The sequence below is a fragment of the Acinetobacter sp. YH12132 genome (assembly GCF_013418645.1).
In the GTDB taxonomy this organism is placed as follows: Bacteria; Pseudomonadota; Gammaproteobacteria; order Pseudomonadales; family Moraxellaceae; genus Acinetobacter; species Acinetobacter indicus.
The window spans coordinates 1-18,687 of record NZ_VPBR01000012.1; the positions used below are offsets into that span (position 1 = coordinate 1).

The window sequence follows — 18,687 nt, forward strand, 5'->3', positions numbered from 1 at the left end:
ATTTCTGACTTAAATTCGCTCAAATAAACTTCGAGTAATTTAAACCAATCAATTAATGAAAATATATTCGATTAATCAACCAGTAAAAATCCACACAAGTTGTTCTTCATAATCTCTTAATGATCTTTCCAACACCTCGTCAGTGCCAGAAGCTGGACTCAAAACACTCGACAACTCAGCTATCCGCCTCGTTCATCACCGTGTATCTCGTCGGTATGGGGTGCATTCTAGAGAAATTTAAAAGCTTTGCAAGCACATTTTATAAAGTTTTAAGAAAAAAGTACCTGTCTGGTTATTTTTAAACCAGATTGCTGCATATTTCATCTGTATTACTAAGTTTAGCTAAGTAATTATAAAAATAAAGTAGTCCACTTAGACTTTAAATCTATAAATAAAAAACCAGCCGAAGCTGGTTTTATAATCTTTTCATTTTATTGCGGTTTTTAATTGGCCTGTTCTGCCAGCCACGACATAAATTTTTGTCGTTCTGTTTTAGACGCTTGTTGCCACAGCTGAATCAGTTGCTGATCTGCACCGGCAACATTGCTAACAGTTGCAACGGGTTTGGTTGTCACGACTGCTTGCGGACTATACACCGCTGCTGGTTGTGTCACCGATACAGGTGCGGCCTGCGCAGATTCTGTTGAAGAAGTACTAAATAAGTTTTGTAAAATGCCACGGTTTAAATCTTTGGCTCCAGCCTGCTGCACCAGCAGCTGATTTTTCGCATCAAATAAACCGAATACCGGCTGCTTGGCAAACTCCTTGGCATCATCATGCGTTTTTGGTGGATTCACCAGCCCTAAACGGTATGTGGCTTTATCTTGTAAAACCGGAGTTTTAATATGCACGATGCCCGAACGTACAATATCGTGTGAACCAATGCCCGGATGCTCTTCAAAAAACTGTACATAACGTACGCTCAGCACATTCTCGCCAGGCTGCACGCTATAGTTATGATTACTGCTAAACAGACGGCTTTTCACTTCCTGACCATTTAAACCTTCAACCTTAATTTCTTCCGGTGCCGTAATGGTCACTGCGGAAAAAGCTGTACTACTTAAACTTAAAGCCAGTGCTGCGAAGGATAAACGTAAAGCCATGCTGTTCACTCTAGTCGATTGTTCAATTTTAGTTGCACTATGCAGCGCTGAAATGACAGTTTTATGACAAAAATGGGGAAAGCCCAATTTCTCTCTTTTTAGTGTCGTTTTGCCATAAAAAAGAGCGCTGAATGCGCCCTTTCTTTGGTTTAGCTATGCAACTTAGTGAAAAGTTTTAAAACGATCTGCATCATTCATAAACTCTTTATCACCCGCTGGTGCTTCAATTGAACCGAACACCAGTTGCGCTCTTAATTTCCAGTTGGCTGGTACATCAAAAGTCGCCGCAACTTCTTCATCAATAATTGGATTGTAATGCTGTAGCGATGCACCAATGTTATTTTCTGCCAGCGCAATCCAGGTTGCAAACTGGGCAATCCCTGTTGAATGCTCTGACCATACCGGGAAGTTATCTGCATATAGCGCAAACTGTTCTTGCAGTGCTTTCACGACATCTTGGTCTTCATAAAATAATGCAGTACCAAAACCTGCGGCAAAGCTGCTAATTTTGCTGTCAGTTGATGCAAAGTTTTCAGCCGGCACCATTTTACGCAAGGTTTCACGTACAATTTCCCAGAATTTGGCATGTGACTCACCAAACAGAATCACCACACGTGAAGTTTGCGAGTTAAAAGAAGATGGACTTAAACGAACGGCTTCTTTAATAATTTCTTCAATTTTCGCTTCGTCTAGCGCCACATTTTTACCAATTGAGTAAATGGTACGGCGTTTAAGTAAATGATCTTTAAATGACATATCTTTTTCCTTGGTATGGTCTTGTGTTTATAACAGATGGATTTATCTTAATGGCTGCCTGGGTTGAAAAATAGCCCGAGTTTTATAACAATGTGTTGCATTTATGGAACAATAACCGCGCTTATCGTAGATTTTATGAAAACAAGTTAGATTTTAAAGCACGTCAAAGCGGATGAGCATCATCCCTGCTCTAGGTTTATATCAGCCTTTGGGCTTAATTTCAGTTTAAAGGATATATAAAAAACTCCGCAAATCGCGGAGTTTTTTGAGCTGCTTATTTGTCTGTTTCAAACAGCGCTGCCACAAAGGACTTGGCTGAGAATGGACGCAGGTCATCAATTTTTTCACCTACCCCAATAAAGCGGATAGGCACATGGGTACGGCTGGCAATATTAAACAGCACACCACCTTTGGCGGTACCATCCAGTTTGGTAATAGTTAAACCAGTTAATCCAACCGCTTCATCAAACATTTCTACCTGGTTAATCGCGTTCTGACCGGTACCGGCATCTACCACCAGCATCACTTCATGCGGTGCAGTGGCATCAATTTTTTGCATCACGCGTTTAACTTTGGTCAGTTCCTGCATCAAATGACCTTTGTTATGCAAACGTCCTGCAGTATCAGCAATCAAGACATCCATACCTTTGGCACGCGCACTTTCAAAGGCATCAAAAATAACCGAAGCACTGTCTGCACCATGACCTTGTGCGACCACAGCAACATCATTACGCTCGCCCCAGATTTGTAACTGTTCAGTCGCTGCTGCACGGAAGGTATCACCAGCGGCCAGCATGACTTTCTTGCCTTCACCTTGTAAACGTTTGGCCAGCTTACCAATGGTGGTGGTTTTACCCACACCATTCACGCCCACCACCAGAATGACATACGGATTTTTATTCGAATCAATATGTAACGGTTTAACACGCGGCGCCAGTAAAGCCACCAGCTCTTCCTGCAAGGCTTTATACAGCGAGTGTGAATAAATCAGATCGCCACGCGCAGTACGTTCAGTCAGGTTGGCAATAATGGTTTTGGTGGCATCAACACCAATATCGGCCACCAGCAATTGCTCTTCAACTTCTTCTAAAAGTTCATCATCAATTTCTTTGCCACCAATTAAGATGTTGACCATCCCATCGGCAAAGTTTTTACGGGTTTTGGTTAACCCTTCTTTCATACGGCTGAAGAAACCGCCTTTTGATTTCTCTTCAGCTGCTTCTGTGGCTACAGGCGCAGAAACAGGTGCTTGTTCTACTTTAGGTGTTTCAACGATAGGTACATTTACCGCAGGTAAACTTGGTAAAGTGACATCGTCATCCCCGATATCAGCATCAATCAAAAATTTATTTTGCCCATTAGATTGCTGTTGCATGCCGAATCCTTGAAAAGCAGTGCGTTAAAAAGTTGGATTCTAACATAAACTGCCCGCTTTGACTTGTCATTGCCAATCATGTGTCGCAGGCTGCAAAAAGTTACAGGATTCCCTTGCTTTCACTGCCCCGTTTCTGAAGAATGAAAGCAAATACAGATGCATTGCGGATCATCTTTGTGATACTGAACAATAAAATTTTGCCTGCTGTGGTTCATCATTTAAAACAACAACGTTTCGCCCTTACCCTACTTCTGATCGGTTTCTCATCGAGCGCTTTGGCGGCCAATACTCAAAGCGAGCTGGCACGCAGTACCGTTGAAACCACGTTAAAAAACGGTTTAAAAGTCATTATTCGTGAAGATCATCGTTCGCCAATGGTGATGACTCAAATCTGGTACAAAGTTGGTAGCAGTGATGAGTCGGGAAATTTACTCGGTATTTCCCATGCACTGGAACACATGATGTTCAAAGGCACACATAAAGTGCCGAATGATGAGTTTACCCGACTCAGCCGGATTTACGGCGGCCGGGTCAATGCCTCGACCTTTACCAATTACACCAATTATTATCAGCTGTATCCAAAAACCTATTTTCCGATGGCGCTAGAGCTTGAAGCCGACCGGATGCGTAATTTATTGCTGCGCCAGCAGGATTTTGCCACCGAAATCAAAGTGGTGATGGAAGAACGGCGCCAGCGTACCGATGACAATCCGCGTGCTTTGGCTTTTGAACGGTTTAAATGGATTGCCTACCCGACCAGTCATTATCGCCAGCCAATTATTGGGCATATGAAAGATCTGCAAAATATCCAGCTGGAGGATTTACGTCAGTGGTACAAGCAGTGGTATAGCCCGAATAATGCCATTTTAATTATTGTCGGCGATGTTAATGCTGAAGCGGCCTTGCTCCAGGTACAAAAATACTTTGCCGATATTCCAGCGCGCAGCCTGCCAGCCCGCAATGATGTCCGCGAATTTGAACGTCTGGGCTATCGGCACATGGAACTGAATTTTCCGGTTCAGGTGCCGAATTTGTATATGGCCTGGAATGTCCGTTCGCTAACGACTGCGACCAATCCGCAAGATGCCTATGCGCTCACCATTATTCAGCATTTATTAGACAGCGGCATTTCTTCGCGCCTGCAGCAGCGTCTGATTCGTGAGCAAAAACTCTTAAGCGCCTTAAGCGTCAGCTATGATCCATATAATCGTGGCGACAGCCTGTTTACCATTTCAGCTTTACCGGTGGATGGCGTGGATCTGGCCCAAGCCGAACAGGCGATTCAGGCTGAAATTGAACGCCTGAAAACCGAGCTGGTGCATGAACCGGAAGTAAAACGCGTGACAGCCAAGTTTGTGTCGAATTTGCTTTATAGTCAGGATGATCTAGCGGGACAGGCCAAGATGATGGGTAATCTGGAGGTGAATGGATTGAGTTATCGCCTGATGGATGAGCTGCCCCAGCATTTTGAAACCGTACGCCCGCAAGACATTCAACGCGTCGCCAATGTCTATTTTGTGCGTGACAATTTGACCACCTTATATTTGCGTCCACACAGCAAGTCACCCTAAAGGATACCGACATGCCCTATTTCCGTTCCTGCGTTCTGGTGGCCAGCTTATTTGCGATCAGTTCTGCGCAGGCCAATGTCAATACCACCACCGAAGTGGATGAAAATCCAAATACCTTACAATCTCTGCCGCTGCTGCAAAGTCTCAGAAATATTAATCAGCAGAAATTGGATTATCGCGCGCCTTATGTGCATGACCTGAACAACCGTTATCAGGTCAGAACCCTGTTTGTGGAAACACAGGACTTGCCAATTCTGGATATACAGCTGACCTTTAATGCCGGTGCCGCGCGTGATCGGGAAATTGAAAGCGGCTTATACGGCGTGGCCAATATGGCCGCCCAGCTCTTAGATGAAGGCACGCCCAAATATAACGCACAACAAGTGGCTGCCGTGTTTGAACAGGTCGGTGCGCAGTTTAGTGCGCGAGCCTATCGAGATATGTTTATTGTCAAATTACGGGTGCTGTCTGACCCGGAAAAACTGGAACCGGCTTTAGCCATGATGATGGAACTGCTCAAACATGCCACCTTTGAAAAACAGAGTATTGGCATGGTGGTCAGCAATAACCAGCTGGGGCAAAAACAGCTGAAAGAAAATCCCAGCCGGATGATGGAGATTCAACTGTATCGCAGCTTATATGGGCAACATCCTTATGCCCAGCCAATTAACGGCACCAATGGCAGTATTCAGCGGATTCAGCCCAAACATCTGCAACAGTTCCGTGAGCAGTTTCTGGTGGCGCAGAATATGAATATTGCTATTACCGGAAAAATGCAGGCCAAAGCAGCTTTAAATCTGGCAGAACGCATTGCCGGCAACTTAGCGCAAGGTCAGGCGGCTGCACCACTCCCCACACCTATCACAGCAAATGGCTTTCAGATTGTACACATGCCCTATCAGTCCAGTCAGGCGCATATTGTGCTCGGTCATATTGGTACCACACGTCATGATCCAGACCGGCTGGCTCTAGAAGTGGCCAATCGTATGCTCGGCGGTAGTGGTTTTCATTCTGTTTTGATGAAAGAACTGCGGGTAAAACGTGGCTATACCTATGGCGCATCTAGCAGCATGAGCTTTAGTCAGGCACCGGGTGTATTTCGCATCAGCTACTCAACCCGGCAAGATCAGCTAATGGACAGTATTCGTGTCGCGCATAAGGCACTGGTCGATTTTGTCCGCGAACCGATTGATCCGAAACAGCTGGAAGAAACCAAAAACGGCTTGTTAAGAGCCTATCCTAACCATTACAGCAGCAATGCCAGTATTAATGCCCAGCTCGGCAGTTTGGGATTTTATGGACAATCGGCACAGAGCCTGAGTGAATATTCAGTGCAGCTCAGTAAAATTAGCGCCGAAGATGTGCAAGCTGCGGTACGCCGGCATCTGCATCCGGAACATCTGACCGTGATTGTAGTCAGTGAAAGTTTAGACAAAGCGGCTTTAGAACAAGTTTTACAACACAATTTACAGACCACCGGCAGTCAATCGCTTCCTCAGGTTGAAGATATTCCGGCGATTAATATGCCTCCACATCCAGAGGAGGAAGTTGTTTTGCCTGACCCAGTTCCATCTGATGGGCCTGCATCAATTTAAGATATTGCCCATAACGCACCTGTGGCTGCTGCATTAAGCGCACAGCCATCTCCTGAGTTTCAGGATACATCGACTGCTGTGACAGATACTCAATATTCTGAAATTGTACGGACCCGACCGGGCGATAAAGTGCAATGGAAGATAACAGGAGAATAATGACAATAATGCTGACCACTACCCCATTATAAATTTGCTCTAACGTGAGTCGTGATTTTAATTGAATGAATAATTGAGAAATTTTTTGTATTGCGTCATGCATAGCCTACCTCGAATAGCCGTAGTGTAGGATGCTAGCGGTATTTGCACAAGATAGATGACCCAATTTTACCCGAACTGGCGAGTAAAATTGAGCCACTGCTGCTTAAGTCATCAGCGCGCGGAATACGGTATACAGGATAATACCCGCGACAATGGCCAGCACAATGAAGATGGCAAAGATACTGACCCCTTTTTCGGCATCAGCCGGATGCAGTTCATCATCATCGGCAATGCTGATTAGCTCACCATTATAAATACGGTAGAATTCTTCACGCTGCTGTGGATCGAGTGTACTGGTAAAGTCATGCACACGTTTACGCTGCGCCAGACAATACTCACCTAAATGAATTTCCTGATGGAACACCGCCTCATCGAGTTTTTTACGGTGATGATGGGCCAGCTCGATAATCTGCTCCGCACGTAAAGGCAGATCAAAGTTAAAACCGTCTATTGTATTTGTCATGTGGCTCTCCTTTTTATGTTACCTTTCTTATATGCATATCATAATAAAATTATAGAGTGTTCAATGTTTAATCATGTAAACTTGAAATATCACGGATCTGCCCCATCTCTTAGTTGACATTTCCACGAATGTGTAATATTAGTTTAACACAACCTCGATAAACTATTATTTAGACTGGCTATACAGTCTTTATTGCGATCATAATTAAAATAAAGGAGTTTTATATGATTCAGAGTATCTCTCACCATGATCTTGAAATTGCATATGCAAATGCGGTTAACACCATTCAATCACAGATGAACTTCCAAGATGCTGTGGCTGAACTTGAACAGGTTGCCCGCGCGGGTCATGGCAAAGCCGCTATGTTCTTAGCTGAACTGTACTATCAAGGCTTCCGCGTAGAACGCGATTCACTCAAAGCACAGTACTGGCAGAATATGGCCACCATGCAAGCATAAACAGACGTCACCTAGGTGGCGTTTTTTAATGCCTGAAATTTGTTTTTTATATTTGTTTACGATTTAACGCAAAGCTTAAACGCTTTATTCATCTGAATTTCCTACAATACAGGCACCACATTAGTGTTTATATGACATGAACCAGATTAAGTCTTTAAAACCCGCTGCCCAAGATATTCACATGAAAATCAGTATTCTAAAATCAATGATGTATTGCGGGGTACTTTGGGGGCTATATCATCAGGGTTGGGCCATGACCTCCGATCAGGATGATTTTATTTTTCCCTTTTGGTTAAACGGTGTCCAAGCCTATAAATATGCCAAGAAACACTGGCCAAACTACACTCCGCGCCAGATTAGCCCGCAGGATTTTCAGAATTCCCTGCTACCGACCTTAACCCGTTTAAAAGTTACACCGGCGCTGTGTCATTGTTCCAGCCAGCAATTCAAGCTGACCACACAGCAAATGAAACACTTTTTCTTTAATGACGCCCAGTTAAAGACCGCTTAACGTAGAGATTCATGCACCATTAAACCTCAATGAAAACAATATGACTGCTGATTATGGCCTCTAATGATAAAACTATTGGCATTTTTCAAAATTGAGGTTAAGTTAGAACCCATACCAAGAACAAAAATGGCAAGGACCAGACAGAATGACCAATGTAACACACGTATTAAAAGATAAGCATAGCCAGGAAATATACACCGTTAGTCCAGAAGCAACTGTACTCGAAGCAATTTCAATTATGGCCGATAAAGGCATCGGGGCGCTTGTAGTGACCCATGAAGGCCAAGTGGTCGGGATTTTATCCGAGCGTGACTACACCCGTAAAATTGCGTTGATGGAACGCTCTTCTTATGACACCACCGTCAATGAGATTATGACCGCAAAGGTACTGACCGTGACCCAAAGCACCAGTGTAGAAGACTGTTTGAGCCTGATGACCGATCGTCATTTACGTCATTTACCGGTAGTAGAAGATGGCAAACTGGTTGGACTAGTGTCGATTGGCGACTTGGTAAAAGCAGTAATGGATGATCAACGTAAACTGATCGACCAGCTACAACAATATATTGCCAGCTAAACAGACAATATAAAAAACAAAAAAACTCTCCTTCAAGAGAGTTTTTTTATGGCTAGCCTTTTAAAAAACGATCTTTTTTAAAACTGCTCGTTTAAAAGAGACTAAACAGGATTAATTCAAGCCCAGCTTGTGTGCCACATAGTCCGCATCTTTGTCGCCGCGACCGGACAGGTTTACCACAATATTGGTATCTTTAGACATTTTTGGTGCTTCACGTATCGCCCATGCGACCGCATGCGAGCTTTCCAGTGCCGGCACAATCCCTTCAACCCGAGACAGCTGAATAAAGGCGTCCAGACATTCCTGATCAGTAGCAGTGGTATATTCGACACGACCAGCATCTTTCAGGAAGCTGTGCTGTGGCCCTACACCCGGATAATCCAGCCCAGATGCAATCGAGTGTACCGGGAGTGGCTCACCCTGCTCATCTTCCAGCACATAACAGGCCATACCGTGTAACTGACCCGGTTTGCCTAAAGTGAGGGTTGCAGAGTGCATATCGGTATTCAGGCCATGACCGGCTGGCTCAACACCGACCAGTTTTACTTCCGGATCATTCAGAAACGCGGTAAAAGCGCCCACAGCATTAGAACCACCACCGACACAAGCCACAATATAATCCGGCTGCGCGCCAAAACGTTCCTGCGCCTGAACTTTAATTTCATCACCAATAATGGCCTGAAAATCACGCACCATCATCGGGAATGGATGTGGCCCCACCACCGAACCAATCGCATAAATATAATTTTTTGGATCTTTTAAGTATTCTTCAAAAGCACTGTCTACCGCATCTTTTAAGGTTGCGGTGCCGCGGGTCACAGAAATCAGCTTAGCACCCAGAATTTTCATTTTTACGACATTGGGATGTTCTTTCTCAATATCGACCTGACCCATGTGAATTTCGCATGGAATACCGACCAGGGCACAGGCGGTCGCCAATGCCACGCCATGCTGACCAGCGCCAGTTTCGGCAATGACTTTGGTTTTGCCCATATATTTGGCCAGCAAGGCTTCACCTAAACAATGGTTAATTTTATGTGCACCAGTGTGATTTAAATCTTCACGTTTTAAATAGATTTGTGCCCCGCCCAACTGCTCAGATAAACGCTTGGCATGAAATAGCGGACTTGGACGACCCACATAATGTGCGAATAGCTCAGCCAGTTCCTGCTGAAATTCCGGAGTCTGACGAATTTCTTCGTAGGCCACTTTAATATCATCCATCGCCGCTTTCAGATGCGGTGGAATAAACTGCCCGCCATATTCACCAAAAAAGCCATCTTCATTGGGTAAGGCAACGCCATTCATCTGAGAGTTCATGCAGTATTCCTTCTATTTTATGAAGCTTAACGCGCCAAATAACGGGTTAAATCTTCAATCCCCTTTAACGTCATGGGATACATATGATTTTCAAAAATTTGCTGAATTAAACCGATGGTCTGGGTGTAGTGCCAATATTGCTCTTGTTCCGGGTTCAGCCAGGCGGTTTTATCAAAATGCTGGCGTAAACGGCGCAACCACACCTGCCCGGCCTCATCATTCATATATTCCACTGAACCCCCAACGGCATTCAGCTCATAAGGTGCCATACTGGCATCCCCGACCACAATCACACGATAGTCGCGTCCATAGGTATTGAATAAATCCCAGGTGTTCATACGGGTGTGTGAACGGCGCACATTGTCTTTCCAGACATAGTCGTACAGGCAGTTATGAAAATAAAAATATTCCAACGTTTTAAATTCGGTTTTGGCCGCACTAAACAGCTTTTCACACTGGGCGATGTGCGCATCCATGGAGCCGCCGACATCAAACAGCATTAACACTTTAACCCGGTTACGCCGTTCGGGTACCAGTTGCACATCCAGAATACCCTGTTTGGCGGTTTCACGAATGGTGCCATCGACATCTAACTCTTCAGCCGCGCCCTGACGGGCAAACTTGCGCAGACGGCGCAGCGCCATTTGCATTTGCCGTGAACCGAGCAGCTGGTCATCATCCAGATTACGGTATTGACGCTGTTCCCAGACTTTAACCGCTGAACGTTTACGGCCCGGCCCGCCTATACGCACCCCTTCAGGATGATCACCATAGGCACCAAACGGCGAGGTTCCACCGGTCCCAATCATGCGGTTACCGCCCTGATGCTTTTTATGCTGTTCGCGTAAACGCTCTTCCAGCATTTTCATCAGTTCTTCCAGTGAACCGGCTTTTTTCAGTTCTTCGCGCTGCTCCGGGGTTAAATGCTTTTCCAGCAGCTCCAGATCAAACCAGTCTTTCGGCAGCTTATGGACCTGATTCAGCAATTCATCCAGATCAAAGGTCGAGATACCATCAAAGTAATCTTTCATGGCCCGGTCGAACTTGTCAAAAAAGCGCTCATCCTTGACCATAATGGTTTTGGCCAGATGATAAAACTCATCCTGATTGGCAAAGACCAGACCTTCTGCCACTGCACGGTTCAGGTCAATCAGTTCGCGGGTGGTGACCGGGATGCCGTATTTTCTTAAGGTATAAAACAATCGCACAAACATGTGGCGATTACTCCCTTAACGACGGGCCATAAAGGCTAAGCGTTCCAGTAACTGAACATCCTGCTCGTTTTTAATCAGCGCACCGTACAACGGTGGAATGGCTTTGGTTTTGTCAGCATTACGCAGAATATCGTCCGGCATGTCATCCGCCATTAACAGGCTTAGCCAGTCAATCAGCTCAGAGGTTGAAGGCGGTTTTTTCAGACCTGGAATCTGGCGTAATTTAAAGAACACCTGTAGAGCTTCTGACACCAAAGTCGTGGAGATATTCGGGAAATGTACATTGATGATGTCACGCATGGTGGCTTCATCAGGGAAATCAATATAATGGAAGAAACAGCGACGCAAGAAGGCATCGGGCAGTTCTTTTTCATTATTGGAAGTGATGATCACAATCGGACGCTGCGTTGCGCTAATGGTTTCGCCAGTTTCATAAATGAAAAAGGACATTTTATCCAGCTCATGCAGCAAGTCGTTTGGAAACTCGATATCGGCCTTGTCAATCTCGTCAATCAGCAGTACACAGCGCTCTTCACTGCTAAACGCTTCCCACAGTTTGCCCGGCTTAATATAGTTTTTAATATCATAAACCCGGTCATCCCCCAGCTGGCTATCACGTAAACGCGACACGGCATCATATTCATACAGGCCTTGCTGGGCTTTGGTGGTCGATTTGATATGCCAGGTAATCAGTTTCAGTCCCAGGCTTTGCGCGACCTGCTCGGCCAGTAAGGTTTTACCGGTACCCGGTTCACCTTTAATTAACAGGGGCTTTTGTAAACGACGTGCCGCCTGCACCGCCAGCTTTAAGCTGTCAGTGGCGATGTATTGATCAGTACCAGTGAAGTGTTGTGTATCTACAGACATGAGATAACCTTATTTCAATTTAAACTTATTTTTGTAATTAAAGCGCTGTGCTGTTGTTCTTGGCAGCAAGACCTGCTTTACGCTGGCTATATTTAGACCAGAAATAACCAACCACCAGTCCTAAGCCAATCACCACCAGAATGGCAGATAAATTGGACCAGACCAGCGGCATTTCCTTGGTTAATACACCAAACAGCAAACCAAAGGTGGCCGGTGCAATACCTGCATTATGCCCTTCGGAAATGGTAGGCGTCAGCAAGATGGCAAAGACCACAATCCAGCTTACGCCGCCAAGTGGATGAGGCAGACGTTTGGCAATTTCATACCAGCACCATAAAATAATCAGGCTACCCAATAGATAGACCGTAACGGCAATGGTATTTTCAGGAATTGATTCTAAAAAAGTCATTAAATTTTCCATCACTCAACTCCTGAATTTAACTTAGGCACCGCGTAAGCCTTCTGGCTCAACCGCATTCGGATTAATTAAACCTTCTGGCGGCATTTGAATAAAGAAGCCTTTGGTTTGAATCGAATCCATGACATGCAGAATATTGGCCCGCGCGAGTTTACGGTTTTCATGCAATTCTAAATCCATAACAAACGTTGCACGACCAAATGCAGTACGCAGTACTTCCGGTACCACTTCAAGCGGATCTGCCGCTTCTGCTTGATCATCTTGGCTTTCAATACGAGCGACATAAAGATACATTTCATCTTTTTTGCTCGATTTATAAATTGAACAGAACATATTCAGCACAATACTCGTTTAACTCAGGCCAAAGCATACATCAAAAAAAAGACGGATACATTAGTGATTATTAACGCATCAGTCGTGATTGTGTACAAATCATAATTCTGGCAGCAGTTTGCTGTTTTTTTAATCCATCACTTTCATATGATTGGATAAATACTGCTGATCTTGATGCAGCACTTCAATCAGCGGCTTGGTCAGCAGATCATAACGCCAGCCCAATAAATAGCCCGGCAAATCCTGCTCATCATTTTTAAATACCACATGCTGATACAGGGCATTCAGCCATTTTTTCCGCATCAGCACTTCTTTAGGGATGCCGGTTTCATTGACGCCGCGTTGAATCACCTGCTCAATGTGCTGCCCGACTTCTTTGGAAGAATGGCGAATTGGACGCGCCATGCGCAGCGGCCAATGCTCTGGATCGGGCAGGAATTTCAACAGGTCTAAAATAGTTTTGCCATGTTCACGTAAAATATTCGGACGGATTTCCTTCACGTGTGACAGCTGGAAATTATTTTTCGGATTTTTTTCAACCAGATCCAGTAAGGTGGTATTTTTCAGAATAAAGCTGCGTGGCTGGTTTAAAGCCTTAACCATCTGTTCACGCCAGACCACCAGTTGCTGCAACTGCATGAGCTGACGGCGTGAATGGCGGTAATTGCCGACATCCTGATACAAACGCTCTAGCGGTGTATCTTCCCCAATTTCCTGGGTTAAATGACGGCAATCTTCTACCACCAGATTCAGTAACGATTTTTGCTGCAAGTCCTGCTGTACTTTTTCTGCCAGTTGCATTAAATACAGCACATCATTGGCTGCATATTGCAACTGTTCCGGTGATAATGGTCGCGCCAGCCAGTCCGAGCGGGTCTGGTCTTTGTCAATATCGACTTCCAGCACCTGCTTTAAAGCATTCTGATAGCTGACCTGCAAACCATAGCCCAAAAAGGACATCCCAACCTGGGTATCAAATACATTTTTCAGTGATTTTTGCTGGGCATAATGATAGATCAGGTCGATATCTTCGCCGCAAGCATGGAAAATATTCTGCTGCGCCTGGAAGATTTTTTCCCAGAACGCCGAAAGATTCAGCGTTGTTCCATCCAGCAAATAAACTTTTCCTGCGACATTAATCTGGAACACCCCCAATTTGGGCCATAAGGTATCAACCTTGATGAATTCGGTATCCAGTCCATAGGTAGAGTTTTGACTCATTAATGTTAAAACATTTTCAAAGTCTTGTTGCTGTTGAATAAATTGGAACATAGCAGAGAGAGTCGTTAAAGTTTCTCAATGGGTATTTTAACCAATAAATATAATTTAGCTATAAAAAAATAAAACTTACGGTATATTTTGCTGATTTTTTTTAAAGTTTAAGCTCAAGATAAACAAAAGTTTATATTTTTTATATCTTAGTTAAAGTTTCAATATTTGATTAAGACCCAATTTAAAAAGTTGAAATCTGATGAAATAAGCACCGGAGTACTTATTTCATGCGCATACGGTTATGGACAGCCTGACTTAAAGTGTGACTGTCGATATATTCCAGTTCACCACCTTGCGGCACGCCCTGGGCAATCCGGGTCATCTGCACCGGTAAATGCTTGGTCGCTTCGACCAGATAATGCGCCGTCGCCTGACCTTCTACCGTGGCATTGGTCGCCAGAATCACTTCTTTGACCTGACCCGAGCTTAAACGGTGAATTAAAGCTGGAATCCCGATTTCTTCCGGGCCAATCCCGTCAAGCGGCGATAAATGCCCGCCCAAGACATGATATTTACCGCGGAAGCTGCCACTTTGTTCAATTGCCATGACATCGGCTGGTGATTCCACCACGCAGAGTAATTCTTCATCACGTTCCGAAGATGCGCAGATATTGCACACTTCATCTTCGGTTAAAGAATGGCAGATGGAACATTCGTGAATATGCGTGGTCGCCTCATTTAAGGCATAAGCCAGACCCAGCGCGCCTTCACGGTTTTTCATGATCAGGTGCAAGGCCATGCGCTGGGCCGATTTTGGCCCAACACTTGGCAAAATACGCAAGGCTTGTACCAGTTGATCAAAACGATCGCTGAACACAAATGCGCTACCTTAGAACATGCCTGCCAAACCTGGTGGTAAGCCCATACCAGAATTCGCTGCTTTCATACGTTCTTCAGAAATGGTTTCTGCCTGACGCGCTGCATCATTCATGGCCGCAGCAATCAGGTCTTCAATCATGTCTGGATCGTCTTGTAACAGTTCAGGATTGATTTCAATACGCTTCACCACGTTACGGCAGGTCATGGTTACTTTGACCAGACCACCGCCCGCTTCGGCATGCACTTCAGTTTGTGCCAGTTCTTCTTTGGCTTTCTTGATATTGTTTTCTACTTCTTTCTGCATGCGCTGCGCTTGCTGCATTAACATATTAATGTTCATAAAAATCTCCGAACAAAACTGACATCTTTGGCTAAGCACTCTACACGAAAATTCAGCAAAAAGATGTCAGAATTTATAAATTAAATCAGGTCTAAACCACGGCTAAGGTCGCGAATAATATCATCAATATCTTCCAGACCCACAGAAACACGAATTAAACCTTCTGAAATACCGGCTTGCTGTTTGGCTTCGGCAGACATACGGCCATGTGAGGTGGTAGCAGGATGGGTAATTGTAGATTTTACATCGCCAAGGTTACTGGTAATGGATAAGAAACGCGTGTTATCAATGACGGTCCATGCACCTTCACGCTCACCTTTCACCACGAACGATACAACACCGCCAAAACCGCTTTGTTGCTTTTTCGCTAATTCATGCCCCGGATGCTGCGGCAAACCGGCGTAATATACGGTTTCCACTTTTGGATGGGCATCCAGCCATTCTGCCAGCTTCTGTGCACTAGCACAGTGGGCTTTCATTCGCAGGTTCAGGGTTTCCAGACCTTTAAGGAAGACCCAGGCATTAAACGGGCTCATCGAGTTACCCAGGGTACGAATCACGCCATTAATTTCTTCCAATAACTGATGATTACCGACAACAGCACCACCCAAGGCACGGCCCTGACCATCAATATATTTAGTTGATGAATAAATGATTAAATCCGCACCAAATTTAATCGGCTGCTGTAAAACCGGGGTACAGAAGGTATTGTCAACGGCAAACAAGGCATTGGCTGCATGGGCAATATCAGCAATCGCTTGCAAATCACCCACTTGCGCCAATGGATTAGATGGGGTTTCAATAAACAGTAAACGTGTATTCGGGCGAATCGCCTGCTGCCAGGCCGCTAAATCTTCCAGATCAACAAAGGTTACATCTACGCCAAATTTCATGACGTATTTTTCAAATAATGAAATGATCGAACCGAATACCGCGCGTGAACACACCACATGATCGCCGGCTTTTAAATAGGCCAGGGTAATTGCATGTACTGCAGCCATACCTGAACTGGTGGCCACGGCACGTTCTGCGCCATCGAGCACTGCTAAGCGTTTTTCAAAAGTATGGACAGTCGGATTGGTATAACGGGAATAGGTATTCCCTTCAATTTGCCCAGAAAATTTGGCGGCTGCATCAGCAGCACTTTCGCAAACAAAAGACGATGTTAAAAAGATGGGTTCACTATGCTCACCCTCGAAGGTACGGTCATGACCAGTACGAATTGCCAAAGTATCTAACTGATATTCGATCTCGTCTTGTTCGCTCATCTCGATTTTCGCCCTTAGACTACCGTTATAAGAATTGCCAACATTTTGAGCGCCCAAGGTGTTTAAGGTCAAGGTAAAATATGGAAATATCGCTTAGACTTCATCCAACTCAGCGTCATGACAAGCAGATAGAGGCTATGAACCCAGTACAGAAAAAATTTGCAGATCAACGCAAGAAGTTAAAAAACTTATCGACCCGGCTTTTTAACAGCAAGACTTTGGTGCTCTCCCAAACCACACCGTATGAGATCATTGGCGAATACCAGCACGCACAAATCCGTTATTACGCTTCACCCAATAAAGCCTATCAGGAGCCGCTGGTCTTTGTTGCGCCGCTGGCGATTAATATGGCGATTTATGATTTGTATCCCTATCGCTCTTTAATCAAGCATTTCCAGCATAGCGGTTTTGATGTCTACCTGATTGACTGGGGACGTTTAAACTATACCCATCGTCATTTAAATTTTATGTACTTTATTAATGCTGCGATTCCGCATTGTATTGAGCAGATTCGACAGCATTCCCATAGTGAGCAGATTTCCCTGCATGGCTGGAGTATGGCCGGCGTCTTTGTGATGCTGTATACCGCCTATCGTCAACCTCAGATCGTGAAAAACCTGATGGTGCTGGGCAGCCCGGTAGATAGTTATGCTTCCGGTCGCATCGGCCAGCTGTTTAAACGCAGCAACCAGCTGATTTCACGTAATCACAAATTAAAACAGGCCTTACATCAGGGCTCTATTCCCCCACATTTCATTCATACACCCGGCATCATCAACGCTTTAGGTTTTAAAATTCTAGATCCTAAAGGCTGGCTGGACAGTCAGCGCCAGCTGTTTCTCAACCTGCATGATCCGCAAATACTGCATGAACATGCCACGCTGGGGAATTTCCTGAACAATATGATCGATTATCCGGGCGGGATTAATCAGGACATGGTACTGAATGTCTGGCTGCAAAATCCGCTGAAAAACGGCATTATCCGCCTGAAGGATGAACATATTGAACTAAAAAATATTCGCTGTTCTTTATTTGTCGGGGCCGGGCAAAGCGACCAGATTGTGACGGCTGCCGCTGTACAGCCTTTAAGCCAGTTGACAAGTAGTACAGATGTCACGTTTACTCTTATTCCGGGTGGTCACTTAGGCCTGATGTCCAGCCAGAAAAGTGCCAATGAATTCTGGCCCAAGCTGACCCGGTGGCTCGAGCAAAGATCGACAAAAATACACAAGGAAACCGCATGATTCAGTCTGTTGCATTTATTGGTTTGGGCGCTATGGGATACCGCATGGCGGCGCATTTACCCCAGCATTTCGATACAGTCTATGTCTGGAACCGTAATTTTGCCAAAGCCGAGCAACACGCAGCGGAATATGCTACACAGGCGGTTGAGCTTGAACAGGCCGTACAGGCCGATGTGATTTTTTCCTGCCTGCCGACCAGCCAGGATGTAGAACATCTGTTAGAGGGTTTGAGTTTAAAAGCCGGCTCCATCTGGGTGGACTGTACCAGCGGTGTTCCAGATTCTGCCAAAAAAGTGGCTGCGCAGCTCACAGCACAACAGGTAGATTTTCTGGATGCACCTGTCAGTGGACAAACCATCGGCGCAGAAAAAGGCACCTTAACCGTGATGGTGGGCGGGGATGCGCAAGCTTTTGAAAAAGCCCTACCGGCCATGCAGGCTTTTGGGCAACTGATCAAGCATGTCGGTGAACCGGGCGCTGGTTTTGCTGTTAAAGCCATTAACAACATGTTGATGGCTGTCAATTTATGCGCCGTTGCCGAAGGATTTACCACCTTAAAAGCGCATGGGGTAAACTTAAACGAAGCGCTGGATTGTATTAATGCCTCAAGCGGCAAAAGCGCGGTAACGGAAATGGTGCTACCTCAACGTATTCTTAATCGCGCATTTCCACTGACCTTTGCTCTGCCGCTACTGGCCAAAGATACCGGAATTGCTTTAGACTTGGTACGCGATGCAAAACTTTCAGCACCGGTACTGGGGCTGGCCCAAAGTTTGATACAGGCTGCCAATGCTACTGCTGAACCAGATAGCGACTTCTCCAGCGCCGTTAAAATGTATGAGGCCTGGAGCAAGATTACAATTGAGTAAGATCTGGCCATTGAATAATCAGAATAAAACCTAATATTGTGAGTAGATGCTTACCC

20 protein-coding genes are annotated in these 18,687 nt (G+C 45.1%); 7 read left to right on the forward strand and 13 right to left on the reverse strand.

Annotation, left to right across the window (positions count from 1 at the left end; all coding sequences use genetic code 11):
- Nucleotides 1-443: 443 nt before the first annotated feature.
- The 3 genes from FTU67_RS11100 to ftsY all read right to left on the reverse strand — a co-directional run bounded on the left by FTU67_RS11100 (nucleotide 444) and on the right by ftsY (nucleotide 3,234).
- Nucleotides 444-1,103 (reverse strand): DUF2057 domain-containing protein, encoded by a 660-nt coding sequence (locus tag FTU67_RS11100; RefSeq protein ID WP_005178385.1) that lies wholly within the window; start codon nucleotides 1,101-1,103, stop codon nucleotides 444-446.
- Nucleotides 1,104-1,265: 162 nt separating this feature from the next.
- On the reverse strand, nucleotides 1,266-1,859 hold the full coding sequence (locus FTU67_RS11105) for a nitroreductase family protein (RefSeq protein ID WP_016658994.1): 594 nt from the start codon (nucleotides 1,857-1,859) through the stop codon (nucleotides 1,266-1,268).
- 274 nt (nucleotides 1,860-2,133) lie between these two features.
- Nucleotides 2,134-3,234: a signal recognition particle-docking protein FtsY gene (gene ftsY / locus FTU67_RS11110; RefSeq protein WP_016658995.1), complete on the reverse strand. Its 1,101-nt coding sequence runs from the start codon at nucleotides 3,232-3,234 to the stop codon at nucleotides 2,134-2,136.
- Between the two features lie 176 nt (nucleotides 3,235-3,410).
- On the opposite strand from ftsY, the gene FTU67_RS11115 reads away from it, so the two are divergent.
- Both FTU67_RS11115 and FTU67_RS11120 read left to right on the forward strand, forming a co-directional pair.
- On the forward strand, nucleotides 3,411-4,805 hold the full coding sequence (locus FTU67_RS11115; protein WP_016658996.1) for a pitrilysin family protein: 1,395 nt from the start codon (nucleotides 3,411-3,413) through the stop codon (nucleotides 4,803-4,805).
- Between the two features lie 11 nt (nucleotides 4,806-4,816).
- Entirely contained in the window at nucleotides 4,817-6,400 is a 1,584-nt protein-coding gene (locus FTU67_RS11120; protein WP_180036799.1) for a pitrilysin family protein, read from the forward strand.
- A 361-nt stretch (nucleotides 6,401-6,761) separates the two neighbouring features.
- Here FTU67_RS11120 and FTU67_RS11125 read toward each other — a convergent pair whose 3' ends face one another.
- Nucleotides 6,762-7,121, reverse strand: a complete 360-nt coding sequence (locus FTU67_RS11125; protein WP_005178401.1) for a hypothetical protein — start codon at nucleotides 7,119-7,121, stop codon at nucleotides 6,762-6,764.
- 224 nt (nucleotides 7,122-7,345) lie between these two features.
- Between FTU67_RS11125 and FTU67_RS11130 the strand changes: the two genes are divergently transcribed.
- From FTU67_RS11130 to FTU67_RS11140, 3 genes are all read left to right on the forward strand, one after another.
- A complete protein-coding gene (locus FTU67_RS11130) occupies nucleotides 7,346-7,579 on the forward strand; it encodes a hypothetical protein (RefSeq protein ID WP_005178404.1) in 234 nt (77 codons plus the stop codon).
- Nucleotides 7,580-7,715: 136 nt separating this feature from the next.
- Nucleotides 7,716-8,090 (forward strand): DUF2750 domain-containing protein, encoded by a 375-nt coding sequence (locus tag FTU67_RS11135; protein WP_005178408.1) that lies wholly within the window; start codon nucleotides 7,716-7,718, stop codon nucleotides 8,088-8,090.
- Between the two features lie 145 nt (nucleotides 8,091-8,235).
- Entirely contained in the window at nucleotides 8,236-8,667 is a 432-nt protein-coding gene (locus tag FTU67_RS11140; protein WP_005178410.1) for a CBS domain-containing protein, read from the forward strand.
- A gap of 111 nt (nucleotides 8,668-8,778) precedes the next feature.
- On the opposite strand, the gene trpB is transcribed toward FTU67_RS11140, so the two are convergent.
- The 9 genes from trpB to FTU67_RS11185 form a co-directional block, all read right to left on the reverse strand.
- Nucleotides 8,779-9,987 carry a tryptophan synthase subunit beta gene (gene trpB / locus FTU67_RS11145; protein ID WP_075167962.1) on the reverse strand — a complete coding sequence of 403 codons (1,209 nt, stop codon included), beginning with the start codon at nucleotides 9,985-9,987 and terminating at the stop codon, nucleotides 8,779-8,781.
- Between the two features lie 26 nt (nucleotides 9,988-10,013).
- Nucleotides 10,014-11,201, reverse strand: coding sequence for a VWA domain-containing protein (locus FTU67_RS11150; protein ID WP_104505803.1), 1,188 nt, complete (start codon nucleotides 11,199-11,201; stop codon nucleotides 10,014-10,016).
- A gap of 15 nt (nucleotides 11,202-11,216) precedes the next feature.
- Nucleotides 11,217-12,068 (reverse strand): MoxR family ATPase, encoded by an 852-nt coding sequence (locus FTU67_RS11155; RefSeq protein ID WP_180061738.1) that lies wholly within the window; start codon nucleotides 12,066-12,068, stop codon nucleotides 11,217-11,219.
- Between the two features lie 37 nt (nucleotides 12,069-12,105).
- Entirely contained in the window at nucleotides 12,106-12,489 is a 384-nt protein-coding gene (locus tag FTU67_RS11160) for a hypothetical protein (RefSeq protein ID WP_045795396.1), read from the reverse strand.
- Nucleotides 12,490-12,510: 21 nt separating this feature from the next.
- The gene (locus tag FTU67_RS11165; RefSeq protein WP_005178417.1) at nucleotides 12,511-12,819 is read right to left on the reverse strand and encodes a YcgL domain-containing protein; all 309 of its coding nucleotides are present in this window, start codon (nucleotides 12,817-12,819) and stop codon (nucleotides 12,511-12,513) included.
- Nucleotides 12,820-12,948: 129 nt separating this feature from the next.
- Complete coding sequence (locus tag FTU67_RS11170; protein WP_104494848.1) at nucleotides 12,949-14,091, reverse strand: HRDC domain-containing protein; 1,143 nt, start codon at nucleotides 14,089-14,091, stop codon at nucleotides 12,949-12,951.
- 220 nt (nucleotides 14,092-14,311) lie between these two features.
- Complete coding sequence (gene recR, locus FTU67_RS11175; RefSeq protein WP_005178420.1) at nucleotides 14,312-14,908, reverse strand: recombination mediator RecR; 597 nt, start codon at nucleotides 14,906-14,908, stop codon at nucleotides 14,312-14,314.
- Nucleotides 14,909-14,920: 12 nt separating this feature from the next.
- Nucleotides 14,921-15,250, reverse strand: a complete 330-nt coding sequence (locus FTU67_RS11180) for a YbaB/EbfC family nucleoid-associated protein (protein WP_005178423.1) — start codon at nucleotides 15,248-15,250, stop codon at nucleotides 14,921-14,923.
- An 80-nt stretch (nucleotides 15,251-15,330) separates the two neighbouring features.
- The gene (locus FTU67_RS11185) at nucleotides 15,331-16,518 is read right to left on the reverse strand and encodes an O-succinylhomoserine sulfhydrylase (protein ID WP_005178426.1); all 1,188 of its coding nucleotides are present in this window, start codon (nucleotides 16,516-16,518) and stop codon (nucleotides 15,331-15,333) included.
- Nucleotides 16,519-16,655: 137 nt separating this feature from the next.
- Between FTU67_RS11185 and FTU67_RS11190 the strand changes: the two genes are divergently transcribed.
- The gene (locus tag FTU67_RS11190) at nucleotides 16,656-17,762 is read left to right on the forward strand and encodes an alpha/beta fold hydrolase (protein WP_180061739.1); all 1,107 of its coding nucleotides are present in this window, start codon (nucleotides 16,656-16,658) and stop codon (nucleotides 17,760-17,762) included.
- Entirely contained in the window at nucleotides 17,759-18,631 is an 873-nt protein-coding gene (locus FTU67_RS11195; protein WP_168390004.1) for an NAD(P)-dependent oxidoreductase, read from the forward strand. The genes FTU67_RS11190 and FTU67_RS11195 overlap by 4 nt, the downstream gene beginning before the upstream one ends.
- The last annotated feature ends 56 nt before the right edge of the window (nucleotides 18,632-18,687 follow it).